10 protein-coding genes are annotated in these 12,838 nt (G+C 51.7%); 7 read left to right on the top strand and 3 right to left on the bottom strand.

Translation table 11 applies throughout. The features are described from left to right. Positions 1-191: 191 nt before the first annotated feature. Complete coding sequence (locus tag ABF979_RS13765) at positions 192-1,484, top strand: NAD(P)/FAD-dependent oxidoreductase (protein ID WP_415560434.1); 1,293 nt, start codon at positions 192-194, stop codon at positions 1,482-1,484. 24 nt (positions 1,485-1,508) lie between these two features. Here the strand turns inward: ABF979_RS13765 and ABF979_RS13760 are convergent, their stop codons facing one another. Further along, positions 1,509-2,621 carry a CDP-glycerol glycerophosphotransferase family protein gene (locus ABF979_RS13760; protein WP_415560433.1) on the bottom strand — a complete coding sequence of 371 codons (1,113 nt, stop codon included), beginning with the start codon at positions 2,619-2,621 and terminating at the stop codon, positions 1,509-1,511. A 51-nt stretch (positions 2,622-2,672) separates the two neighbouring features. Here ABF979_RS13760 and ABF979_RS13755 point away from each other — a divergent pair, with 51 nt between their 5' ends. From ABF979_RS13755 to ABF979_RS13740, 4 genes are all read left to right on the top strand, one after another. After that, on the top strand, positions 2,673-4,001 hold the full coding sequence (locus tag ABF979_RS13755) for a lipopolysaccharide biosynthesis protein (RefSeq protein ID WP_415560432.1): 1,329 nt from the start codon (positions 2,673-2,675) through the stop codon (positions 3,999-4,001). A gap of 156 nt (positions 4,002-4,157) precedes the next feature. Beyond that, positions 4,158-4,511 (top strand): hypothetical protein, encoded by a 354-nt coding sequence (locus tag ABF979_RS13750; RefSeq protein ID WP_415560431.1) that lies wholly within the window; start codon positions 4,158-4,160, stop codon positions 4,509-4,511. Between the two features lie 171 nt (positions 4,512-4,682). Next, a complete protein-coding gene (locus tag ABF979_RS13745) occupies positions 4,683-6,908 on the top strand; it encodes a TonB-dependent receptor family protein (RefSeq protein ID WP_415560435.1) in 2,226 nt (741 codons plus the stop codon). A gap of 5 nt (positions 6,909-6,913) precedes the next feature. Beyond that, positions 6,914-8,263, top strand: coding sequence for a PepSY-associated TM helix domain-containing protein (locus ABF979_RS13740; RefSeq protein ID WP_415560429.1), 1,350 nt, complete (start codon positions 6,914-6,916; stop codon positions 8,261-8,263). On the opposite strand, the gene ABF979_RS13735 is transcribed toward ABF979_RS13740, so the two are convergent. After that, complete coding sequence (locus tag ABF979_RS13735) at positions 8,243-8,887, bottom strand: SCO family protein (protein ID WP_415560427.1); 645 nt, start codon at positions 8,885-8,887, stop codon at positions 8,243-8,245. The two genes, ABF979_RS13740 and ABF979_RS13735, sit on opposite strands and share 21 nt — an antisense overlap. 740 nt (positions 8,888-9,627) lie before the next feature. On the opposite strand from ABF979_RS13735, the gene ABF979_RS13730 reads away from it, so the two are divergent. Continuing rightward, positions 9,628-11,061: a PepSY-associated TM helix domain-containing protein gene (locus ABF979_RS13730; RefSeq protein ID WP_415560425.1), complete on the top strand. Its 1,434-nt coding sequence runs from the start codon at positions 9,628-9,630 to the stop codon at positions 11,059-11,061. Positions 11,062-11,075: 14 nt separating this feature from the next. Next, positions 11,076-11,336 (top strand): hypothetical protein, encoded by a 261-nt coding sequence (locus tag ABF979_RS13725; protein WP_415560423.1) that lies wholly within the window; start codon positions 11,076-11,078, stop codon positions 11,334-11,336. 16 nt (positions 11,337-11,352) lie between these two features. Here the strand turns inward: ABF979_RS13725 and ABF979_RS13720 are convergent, their stop codons facing one another. After that, positions 11,353-12,624 carry an MFS transporter gene (locus ABF979_RS13720; protein ID WP_415560421.1) on the bottom strand — a complete coding sequence of 424 codons (1,272 nt, stop codon included), beginning with the start codon at positions 12,622-12,624 and terminating at the stop codon, positions 11,353-11,355. Between the last annotated feature and the right edge of the window lie 214 nt (positions 12,625-12,838).

Below are 12,838 nucleotides of genomic sequence, written 5' to 3'. Positions count from 1 at the left end.
AACTATAACATATCAGCAATATTCTTCGTGAAAATCCTATGAAATCACTAGAATATTACTTTCTCACATTTCAAAAAACCTTAATGTCCACCACAACATTCGTGGCCAGATCATTCGGTTACCAACTTCGTCGGAAACGATCTGTATCACTTCCTAGTGCCTGACTCCTAATGAAGGGGGCGAGAAATTCGATGGCGTCTAAATCTGAAATTCTTATTGTTGGTGGTGGCGTTGCAGGTCTTGCACTCGCGACGCGACTTGGAAAAACGATGGGCAAACCTGGGAAAGCCCGCATCACTCTGATTGACAAAAGCTTCTCACATGTCTGGAAGCCAATGCTCCACTGTTTTGCGTCAGGCACGGTGGGAAATGAAAACGACCGCATCAATTTTATCACTCAGGCAAGCGGTCATCATTTCGAGTTTTGGCCGGGAGAAGTTGTGTCACTTGATCGAGAGAAACATGAGGTTGTCCTCAGTCCTCTTCATGCTTCAGATGGTACGGTGGTTCTGGAAAGCCGAACCATTAAATATGACACCATAGTCATTGCTATTGGCAGTTGCGCCAATGATTTCGGGACGCCAGGCGTTAAGGAACACTGTCTTTCCATTGATAATCTGGTTGAAGCGAATGCTTTCAATGAAAAATTTCGGATGGAGCTTCTACGATCATTCGCGAACAATTCAGAGTTGGATATTGCAATTGTTGGCGGCGGAGCAACGGGCACCCAATTAGCTGCAGAATTACACAAAGCATTGGAGATCGTCGGGCCATATAACCTTCATGCCTTTGGTAAGCCCCCACCGAAGCTCAGGGTCACCCTTCTTCAGTCTGGGCCACGTATTCTCCCAGCTTTTCCTGAATCAGTCTCCGCGGCGGCCCAGCAGGAGTTGGAACGAATTGGGGTAACGGTGCGGACGTCAGCCCGCGTTGCGGGAGCAAATTCAACAGGGTTTATTCTGAAGGATGGGACACAGGTATCGGCAAAGCTTCGGGTCTGGGCTGCGGGCGTCAAGGCACCCGAAGTTACAACAACCTATGGTGGCCTGGCTTTGAACAAAAGCGGCCAGATTCTGGTCAATCCAAATTTATCTTCGATCGCAGATGACAGGATCTTCGCTATGGGAGACTGTTCTTTCATTGAGAATGATCCCCTCCCCGCAACTGCGCAGGTCGCCAGGCAGCAGGCTCGGCATCTTGCGCGTTACCTTCCCGCCTGGATCGAAAAAGGTCAGAAGGTACCAGCGTGTATTTTCCATAATAAGGGCGCAATCGTCGCGTTGGGAAAATACAATGGCTGGGCTGCCCTTCCCGGCGGCACCGTTTGGGGAGGAGGTCTGTCGCATGGCTTGTCCGCCAGACTGGGGCATCTGATGCTTTACAGAAAGCACCAGATGGAAATCTTTGGCCTCTATCGCGGCTTGATCTCTTGTTACTCTGACTGGGTGGAAGGTTTTGTACGCCCCTCCGTGAGGCTGGATTAAACACTGCCTAGCCCCAAATCGTTATTAGGTGTTCAAAAGACTCTGAATAACGTTTGCTCCGCGACGTGCTGCCCCGGGAGAGCGATCACCCAGCGACCTGTCCGCCATTTCTTTCTGCCGGTCACGATATAGCGCGTGGCGTGCCGGGGCCTTACGGATAGTATCGAGTAGATCGCGGGGGTTCTCGACGACGTCTCCGAAGTGCCAGTGCGCAAAATCAGGGTTATTTCGCCAATCAATCTGATGGGCGTTCAGAAAGACGCAGGGCCTAGGCGTTTCCAGGAATTCATAAACCTGACTACTGACATCTCCAACGTAAATATCAGCCGAAGAGGTGTAAGTCATATCAACACAGCGCTCAGATCCGGTATCGATCAGAATTTGAGAACTGCTCCTACCGTTCCAACTGTCCCGAATTGATTGTCGTCGCCGTCTAAACATTTTTGTGTGTGGCGCTACGATTAAGTTAAAATCGGACTGCGCGGAAAACTGCTCGAGCATAGGCTCGATAAACTGCTTCCAGGATGAGAGGCCCCTCGCCTTATGAGCATTGTAAAGCACGGTGGGGCGTTGAGTAGAAAAGAACAGTGTTGCGTCTGGAAAAAGTTTGCAGGTTTCCAGCTTGACTGACCCAATCACTGAATGATTTTCAGGTTTGATCAGAGCGTTATCCAACATTCTCTGAGCCGATTTTTGACCCGACAGTAGAACATGGTCGAACGCTTTGACTTCACTAGTGAAGCCTCGTGCTCGATCACCGCATCCATGCGGGATATAAATCAGGCGAGGTGACGAAATGCCGAAACGCCTTGCGGACGCAACCGTATCCTCAACTGTTACAATCGCATCGTATCGATCTAGTTCTGCAGCATTATCGCGAAGGACCATATCCTTGAACATTCCCAGGATACGGATGGACTGCATGGCAGCGGTAGGAAACGATCGACGGAGTGGCTGATACTTCATTTCAGGAGCCCCCGCAGCGTAACGAACTCTCTCCAGGTGGTAAGGCGTTTCCGGGTCGTTGTAAAAGTTTGTAATATTGATTTTGTCAGACTGAGCTAATTCCAGCGCAATTGCCGCAGCGTGATAACACTGATAAGATTCAGCAATGTACAGAAATGCAACGTTCTTCATGCCTGAATATATAGTTTTCTCTCATTTGGTAAGCAAGCGTCATTGAATACCATGTCTCGAGAAAACGGATTACTGAAACGTACGTTATCAAATCTTGCATGGCTTCTGGCAGGCAAAGGTGTGGGTGCTGTCCTGAGTCTGATTTATCTGGGATTGGCCGTTCGCACGCTGAAAAGCGAAGGGTTTGGCCAGTTCACGCTCGTTTTCAGTACCGCTCAGGCTATTGCTGCGTTCGTCAGTTTTCAGACGTGGCAAATCATTATTCGGTATGGCGTACGTCACGTGACAGCACGGGACGAAGCCGCACTGTCACGTCTTACGGGGTTCTGTATCGCTCTTGACGTGTCTGGAGGCATAGCCGGGTGTCTGATTTCGTGGGGCGGAGTCACTCTTCTTGGTCCATTGCTCGGATGGTCGCACGCTCTTTCCCACGCTGCGTTGGCCTTCTGTTTTGTAATCCTATTGTCTGTCCGGTCTACGGCTGTGGGGTTACTTCGGCTGCATGATCGTTTCGGTATAGGCGCAATGGCTGATGCTGTAACGCCAATCGTGCGATTTATTGGGGCAATTGCCGCGACCCTGTGGCACCCAACAGTTACAGGTTTTCTTGTCGCCTGGGCCATTGCCGACATTATTACGGCCTTGGCCTACTGGGTGTGCGTCCTGCGTACCATGCCACGGTCTCTTCGCATGAGTGACCTCCGGCAAGGATGGCAAGCCCCGTGCGAGAACCCGGGAATCTGGCGTTTCACATGGCTTACAAATCTGAATTCAATTATCGGGACGGGCTGCAATAATATCGTATTGCTGCTTGTCGGTATTTTTACAGGTGCAACTGACGCAGGCCATTATCGCTTGGCCTATCAGCTTAGTCAGGCGCTCGTCCGTATATCAGAAATGTTTTCTCGAGCTGTATTGCCAGAGCTCGCTCGAGCTCATGCCAGTCAGGAATCCCGCAACATCAGGGTATTGCTTCGCCGGTCTACTGGTCTTGCAATCATTGTGACACTAGTCATTGCCGTAGCTCTTGTGGCGGGAGGCCGCCCTGTCCTTCAGTTAGTGGCGGGACATGCTTATTTAACAGCATTTCCTTTGCTAGTGACCCTCGGTATTGCCGCCTCTCTGGACCTTATTGGGGTCAGCTTCGAACCCGCTCTTATTGCAACGGGTCATGCAGGCCGAGCCCTTCAGGTTCGCATCGCCAGGACGAGCGTCCTATTTGTGACACTTGCGGTGCTTATGCCCTACCTTGGCACTATGGGCGCTGCTTCAGGCATGGTGGCATCATCTATTCTGGGGCTTGTGCTCTCTGTTCTGGCGACCAGAAAAGCTCTGGCGAAGGCACCTCGACAGTCTACTGCGCTTCCAGACGGCATTTGAACGCAATGTCACCATGTCGCCGAAACTGGCCTACAGTTTCGGCCCACCTCGCCCTCTGCCTCGCTCACCAAATATCACGGCGCCATCTGGTCAGAACCCTAAAGGTGGAGTAGCACATCCAGTATGGATCGCCGGATCAGGAACTCAGCATATCTATTGGGCTTTTGGCCCTTAGTGCTGCTTGCCCTGCTGGCACGCCTGACTTTTGGTGGCGTCGTGACGACTTCGTCTGTGTTTGACGATTCACTGAAAGAATTGACGAAACTAAGCGTCTTCTGTGACCCGCAGGAGGCTTATTCTGCTCCCGACAAACACCACCATCAGAACGATCAGCAGGATGATGCCTTCCTGCTCTCTGATGCTTTGGATCTTTTCCAGCTAACAATCGCTTTCTGCGCACTGATAGCGCTGAGTATTGCGTTTGTTCATCGCGTCTGGATGTTTACCCCAATCCGCGGGCCACCCACTCCCGAACGCGCCTCTCAGTGCCCCCAAGGCCCTCCCGCCTGATCTGAACTGCAAAAGCCACCCGCCTGCAAGCGCACGCGGGTTTTCGTGCTGCCATCCAGGTTCAGACCAATGCCTCATTCTATGTATCGCTCTTCCCGTCTGCTTGCAGGCGTGACGACCTGTGCCGTCCTTTTCTTCTCTTCCGCCTCATTGGCAACATCTCGCCAAGAGATGGGCACGCCTCTCAAGGCTAGCCGACGTAAAGCTCCGGCTGTCCCCAAACAGCCTAAAGGGGAAGTCATTACCGTCACGGCCGCCAAGCATGCTCCCGCGCCTATCCGCCCGGCCGGGCAAACGACTTACAGCTCAGACCGAAGTAGTTTTGGGAATCAGATTGGCCAAAGCGTCGCCGACATGATTGTCACTCTCCCCGGGGTCAGTTTCACCCAGGGCAATGGTCCGCGCGATACCGTCGTGTCTGTCCGTGGATCGGGGGATCGGCAGTCTTACGGGCTTAAAAACTTGCAGGTTCTGGAAGACGGTTTCCCCATGACGCAGCCCGACGGAACGGCAAGAGCCGATCTGATCGACCCTCATGCTTACCAGGGGGTGGATGTCTTCGAAGGACCAGCATCTACCGTTTACGGAAATTATGCGATCAATGGCGCAATCAATTTCCGAACCCGCAAGGGGGCTGACATTCACGGGCTGGAATTAGGATCGGATTTCGGCAGCTTTGGTATGTTCAACAACTACGCGACGCTCGGACTTGGTAACCAGCGTTACGATCTTATGGTGTTCGCGAGCGACGTCCGTGGAAATGGGTTTATCGCCAATAGTCGTTATAATACTTCAACAGAAAACGTCCGGCTTCGCATCAATCTGACGTCTTCAGACCGTCTCATCCTGAAGTTCGTCAACAACGTGACAGACGCGTCCCTACCTGTTCGCCTGTCTCTGAACCAGTATCACGCAAATCCTTATCAGAATGGATGTTACAACACGTCCACTTCCCGTGCTGGGTGCGCTTCCGTCAACCTGCTGGTTAATGGCCGGTACGGCACCAAAGTCGCCATGAGTCCCGAGGCTGCTGGTCTGGGTCGTTTTGATCGTCGTACCGTTACAGGACTACGGTGGGAGCATGATTTTAACGAGCAGACGACCTGGCGTAACCAGCTCACATACGATCAACGCCACGTAGACCAACCCACCTCACCAACGTCTTTCGTAGGCCCCTACAACTCCTATAACGTCAGCAGCGACGTTACCAATCACGCCCGGATCGGAACAACGTCTCTCGATACATTCGGCGGGCTGAGTTTTGATTACCTCGACTATGGATATCAGACGTACAACATCATGCCGGCAGGCGGTGCCACCCGAGGCGCCATGAGTTCTGCTTCCTACGGACATCAGTGGAACCTTGGCGCGCGCTTTCAGGAAGACTGGCACTTTGCACCCGATTGGCATGTTGTTGTCGGACTGGGAGGTACGTATTCCGATATTGGCGCCACTGAGACGCTATATGGATATTCAGCCTCCGAGGTGCATAGCCAGTACGTCACGGCAAACCGCTTCTACTTCAATCTCGCGCCTGAAGGCGCTCTGATTTACGATCCGAGCGAACACTGGACTTTCCACACACGGGTTGGAACAGCTTATGGCACGCCGTCGTCTTCCAATTTCTTCATCACGCCCCAAGGGCAATACGGGAACAATACACAGCTAAAGAGCCAAACGAGCCTTGGAGTTGATCTCGGAGCAGACTGGCATCCAACAGAGACCACACATATTCAGCTCACAGAATTTTACGAGTTTTACAGCAATGAACTCGTTAACCAGTCCGCCGGTGTGAACGCCGTGGGGGCCTATACATTCAACGCCCCCGCCTCACAGCATCGTGGCATTGTTGTGGGAGCTGATTGGAAGCCGCTTGCCCATGCCCTTCCCGGTGGACGGATCTCGCTCAGCTACACCTACGATAATCAACTCTACACAAACTACACGGAAGTTCTTTCCAATAGTACCGCATCAAAGCGTTTCAGCCGGAATGGGAAATACATCCCCGGCGTTATTCCCAACTTCCTGAATGCCCGTTTTCTTTACGATCAGCCTTCTGGCTTCTTAGAGGGAGTTGGTGGATATGCAGAAGTGACCTGGCGAGATGCCTGCTGGCTGGATAATGCGAACCGCCTGAAAGCGCCCGGATATACCCTTTTGAATCTGGAAATGCACTACGATCCCCCAGCTCGGATGGGTTGGGCTCACCGTCTGCACTGGTATTTCGAGGTGCAAAACGTCACCAACCAGACTTATGTCTCTGGCGCGACAAATATCAGCGATCAGTTGCAAGCAAACGGGCAAGAAGCAACGGCAGCAACATTGATGAATAGCACTGGATCGATTTATGCCGGCTCTCCCCGGGCATATTTCGGCGGCGTACGGATAAAATTGTGATGCGCATGAGTATGAAAGATGATTTGGCGTCCTGGGCCCCCGATCGCCTTACAGTTTGGCGATGGCATTTCTTTGCAGGGCTCTTTTGCCTCCCCTTCGTTGCCCTCTTGTCTCTCACGGGCAGCGTTTACCTGTTCAAGCCACAGATCGATGGGTGGATCGATTGGAAATACGATCACCTTCCCGCGGTGATCGTCTCGTTGCCGCAGAAGGACGTCAATGCTGCTCTGAAAGCAGTACCTAATAGCAGCTTTCTTGCGTACGAAGTTCCGACCTCCCCACGCAGCGCTGCACGCATTCTGGTTAATCGCGCGGATGGTGAGGCCATGCGAGTTTATGTAGATCGAAACCGCCATATCGTTCTGAAGACCGTGATTGAAGAGCATCGCTTTGAACGACTGGTTTTTAAGCTGCATGGCCAGCTTCTACTGGGCAATCTGGGCTCGATTATCATGGAGATGGTCGCGTCATGGACAATCGTCCTTATCCTCTCGGGTCTCTGGCTATGGTGGCCACGAAACCAACGGGGACTGGCCGGTGTGCTGTACCCACGCCCTAACCAGACTGGACGGGCACGATGGAGAGATCTCCATGCCGTTACAGGGGTCTGGGTTTCCATCGTTCTGACACTGTTTCTGGTGTCTGGCCTCCCCTGGTCATATGTCTGGGGGCATGCCCTTCTTTCTGCCGAGAAGACTGTAGGCCGCATCACATCAGTGAAAGACTGGGAAATTGGTGCGGTACCGGTCCAGGAGACAATAGCTGGCCACCCGATGGTGTCACACCATGAAGATATGCCCGGCATGGACATGTCCGAGGATATGCCGTCGCAGGTGAACTTGAACGGCCTGAACAATGTGGCCCGGACAGCAGAAACGCTATCACTTGCTGCTCCTGTTCTTATCACGCCCCCAAATGGATCTGATGGTGTCTGGAGCATCAGATCCGATGCCCAGAACCGGCCTCTCAGGGAGAGTGTGAACGTCACGGGAGATGGGCATATCATCGTGAGAGAGCATTTTTCCCAAAAGGCAGCAATTGACCGGATCATAGGATATGGCGTTGCAGCCCATGAGGGACACCTGTTTGGATGGGCAAATCAGCTGCTCAATCTTCTGGTTGCCCTCGGGCTTCTGCTGATGAGTTGTGCAGCAACAGTTCTCTGGCTCAAACGCAGGCCAGAAGGAGAATTCGGAGTACCGCCCTCCCTTCCATCGTCACGAATGGGCTCTGCTACGGTAGGTGTCCTTTGTATTCTTGCCGTTCTGTTGCCAGAACTGGGAATATCCATGATCTGTTTGGTTGTAGCGGGGAGGCTCTGGCATTATCGTGAATCAAGAATGGGTCAGCAATAAACGCTTTAAATCTGTCGCTATCTGATGCGCACTGGAATCAACGGGTATCATTCCGACTAATTGGTTCTCGCCGTCCATCAGGTACAGTAGAGAACTGTGATCAATCAGATCTTTAGACCCCATACCGGAATGATGCTGCATCTTAACATGGAAGGCTTCCATAACGGGCTGAAGCTGCTCAGACGTGCCTGTTAGCCCGATGATTTTGGGCGAGAAATTCTCCACATATTCCTTCACAACCTGAGGGGTATCGCGTGTCGGGTCAACGGAGATGAAAATAGGTGTGACAGAGTTACCTTTGGTGTTGAGCTCATCCAGAGCTGACGAAACTGTTTCAAGCGTCAGGGGGCAGACGTCTACACAGTGAGTGTAGCCAAAATAAATCAGCGTATAGCGTCCCTGAAAGTCGGACTGGCTAACAGGGTGCTCCTGCCCGTCGGTCAATGCATAAGGGCCGCCAATGGCTGCATGATGATGTGACGTCAGGAAGGTCCGAAACCCGGCAGCGCCGACCAGCAGCGCAAATGTAATACTAACAATCAGGACGAGCACTTTTCTATCCTGCCGCGGAGGCGCAGAGGCTTTTCTGGCAGGAGTTTTTTTGCGGATAGAGCGCCGTTTCATGACATGTTCATAGCAAACACATGATTGGCTTGCATCAGATGTTTTTTACTAAAGCTGACTTGGTCTGTACTCACCATCTGCATCAACACGAAAATTCGTTACAAGCAGTCGGGTATATTCGCTGACAGTCTCCTCTAGCTCATTGTCATGGGCTTGATACGCATCAGAACAGAAGAATTAAGTCCGCCATGGAATTTTGCTAGGTGGACGTGATTCCTACGCCTCTCTCATTCATTAATCGTGAATGCACCATTCAAAAAGACAGGAATTTCGCACTCAGGTCGGAGAAACGAGATTTATACTTTGTTACGTCAACAAATGTCTCATAATCGGCTATAGAGAACTCCCGAATACCGAGTGCATTTGCTCGACTAACAGACCAAGAGACCTCATAGTGTCGCGAACACACTACACCCGATGACAGTGCAGAAACCTCATTTACGCTTACGAAAATCCTCCCCTGTATCATGGTGGATGTGGAGAGGGCTGTTAGCCCTTGTTCTGGCATGGACTTTCGCACACCTCGTAACGGTCGGATCTCCACAATGGGGCCTGAGTACCCCACATGACTCACTCGTGTTTGGCCAGATGATTGCAGTCGCTCTGTTTCCTGTGCTTCTTCTCATCTCTTTTGGCACACAAAAACCCTTGTCTGGAGGGATTATCGCAGGCGCGGCCTGCATCTGTGCCGCACTTGCGTTGCTGTTTTACTCTTGATGCAGGATAATCTTCGTCCGCGCATGGGCTGGCTTCATGCCTGGGTTGGCTTCATCGCCGGGTTGCTTCTTTTTTGCGTATTCGTCACGGGAAGTCTTGCAGTCTTTGATACTGAGCTGACGCGCTGGCTCCAACCCGAAATACCTCCAGAAGCACCAGCTTTTTCCCCTCAATCACTGGATCACACCCTTCCAGTTGTCCATGAGTTGCTTGTGCAAGGAGAAAAGCCGTTCATCACGCTCCCGTCACAGCGGGACCCCTTCTTGCGAGTGCAGCACCATGATGGATATGAATTCCTAACGATCCCCTATAATCCGCAAACTGGAGAGCTGCTTCAGGCCCGCGATACTGCTGGCGGGAAATTTTTCTATGATCTGCATTATACGCTGAGGACTGGCATTTACGGAGCAACACTTATTGCTGCGGCGGGTCTGGCCCTTCTTGTAACAGTTGGGTCAGGAATTATCATTCATTTGCGAGGACTGGTTTCGGATCTGCTTCTGGTAAGGCCTTTCGCATCAAGACTGCGTGCATGGTTGGACGTACATGTCCTCGCTAGCGTCCCTTTCATCCCGTTCGTTATCATGATGGCCTATACGGGCACGTTCATTCGCGCACGAACGCTCTTTCCGCCTGTATCGTACATCAGTTCTATCCATAATATTGTTTCACCGCATCCAACCGAGTTGGTGCCACCGAAGAAAAAACGAGAGTTTCCGGTCAGTCCTTCTCTCCCGCCTCTTCTCCAGGAAGCTGAAAAGACACTCGGTAAAGACCAAACGAGTTTTATTCTATTCCTGCCCCAAAGCCTTCTCTTCAGTCGATTGGACATGTCTGTCCCCCGACTGAAGGGAGAACATGTAGATTTTAGCCCGGTTGATGGACATTTTTTACGTCATGTTCTGCTTTCAACGCCAGTCACGCAAACGCAGCAACTCATGGAAGGCATTCACTATGCCCGTTGGACAGGGCCGGGATTACGGTGGCTGTATTTCCTGTCCGGCATCATGGGCGCCGTGATGTTCGCAAGTGGGTCAATCATTTTTCTAATGAAGCGGCGGAAGATGTCCGGCCTGCGTGTCATTTTCCGGGTCGCCGAAGGGCTTACGATTGGCTTTATTCCCGGATTTCTTCTGGCAACACTTGCTTTTTTCTGGGCCAACAGGCTTTTGCCGGTATTTTTGCCTGAGCGTCATTTGGCAGAGGTCCACTGTTTCTTTACCATTTGGGCCCTATGCACTGTGACTGGTCTGATCTGGTCCCTACTCCATCACTCACGACGAGGGTGGAGGATGCAATTAAGTGCACTGGCCTTCCTCAGTATTTGCCTGACACCGTTGGACTTTTTTACACGTCCCGGCGCGTCCATTTTTCATGCGCCAACAGTTTTTGCGGCTACGGATCTGTGCGCCCTCTTTTTTGGGTTGGTCACTCTTGAGATGGTGCGTCGTTTGTGAGTCTTGCTCTTTGCATGGTGTTCTGGCTGCTGGGGCTTGGCTTACAGGCAGCATGCGAACCTAAAATGCTACGATTTGCGCGCTTGCCTGAGGAGATCTTACCTAGACCAGTAAGGATCGGACGGGTCGTTTTTCCGCTTCTGGGCTTTGTTATTGCCTTTTGGCGTGAACCGATCACCGCTATCTTCCTTTGGGTGGCAGCCTTTTCAATGGCATCTGTTATCGTTGCTTTGGTTTGGGCAATACTGGCCCGATACCAGGAGTTGAAACGATAACAGACAGTTTTCCTTATTACCCCTTTTGGGGTGAATACCAGAGACCAATACCGCCGATCAGTGCAGTAAATGCAACATAGATGGCCGGGGCGAGCGGTGTATGTGGCGTCAGGGCAGAAATAATAGCGGGGGTAAGGCCCCCAAAGATTGCGTATGAAATATTATAGGATAGTGAGAGCCCAGAAAAGCGGACCTGAGCGGGGAATGCGCGAAGCATTCCGACAGGAACGAGTCCTACAAATCCACAACACAGGCCGCTAAATGCCGCCCAGGGAGCAAGGGCTCCGGAGAGCAGCGGAAAGAGTGCGTAGAGCCCGAAGCCTCCCAAAGCCAGCATCAGACCGCAAATGAGACTAAGTAGTTTGAGGGGCACGATGTCTGTCAGCGCACTGACCAGAACTACAGAAATTGTCAGGCAGAGTGTGGCAGCAAGGCTTGCCAGCATGGTTTGAGAAGGTGACACATGATGAAGGGTCTGCATCAGAGGCGGCATCATGAGAACAAGCACCACGATGGCTGCTGTCAGCGTCCACGTTGTCATCATTGAGCATAAAATAGCGCGGCGATGGTCACGTAGCAGAAGTTTTACCGGCATGGCTTCAGCCGTTTTAGCGGTCGCATGCATTTCCCGGAATACCGGGGTTTCTTCCAGCCATCGCCTAAGAAACATTGCCCCAAAACCGAAAATACCACCTAGAACGAAGGGAATGCGCCAGCCCCAAGTGGACACCACATCAGGTGGAAATACGGCGTGTAGCAAGAGAATAACAACGGATCCAAGGAGAATACCGCCCGTAAGTCCACCAGTGAGAAGGCCTGTTGCAAGGCCAACACGGTGGCGGGAAGCATGTTCAGAGACGAAAACCCATCCTCCAGGCGCCTCACCACCGATTGCAGCGCCCTGCATGATGCGCAGAACAAGCAAAATGAGTGGGGCGATAACTCCGAGTGTCTGATAGCCGGGCAGAAGTCCCATTAACAGCGTTGGGAGTGCCATAAGCAGTACACTAAGAGTAAAGACCTTCTTTCTGCCCGCAATATCTCCAAAATGGGCCATGATGAGGCCACCTACTGGGCGTGCCAGATAGCCAGCACCAAACAGACCAAAGGCCTCGGCCTGTCGCAGCCATTCAGCTTGGCTGTCCGGGAAGAAATGAGCGGCAATCAGTTTTGCGAGAAATGCAAAAATAACAAAATCATAGAACTCCAGCGCTCCTCCCAGTGAAGCCAAAGCTAGAATACGAAGTTGGGAAGAACTGAGAGGCGCAGGTGCCTGACTGGACGACATGAAGTAACGTTTCCTATACACGGAAAGGTTCCAGCGGGGTGCTGGAACAAAAGGATTTGATATTATACAATAATTTGTTTCAAAAAGTCTATAATCTCTGAAATAATATACAATTTTGAAATCTTAAAATATCATTTCCCATCGCTTCGTTGTCTTCTGCTTGTCGTGTGATTTAACTGAGTTCAATGGTATAACAGTGAATGTATCTTATACA

It is taken from the genome of Gluconobacter sp. (genome assembly GCF_047723935.1).
In the GTDB taxonomy this organism is placed as follows: domain Bacteria; phylum Pseudomonadota; class Alphaproteobacteria; order Acetobacterales; family Acetobacteraceae; genus Gluconobacter.
This window is presented reverse-complemented; position numbering and strand designations above follow the sequence as displayed.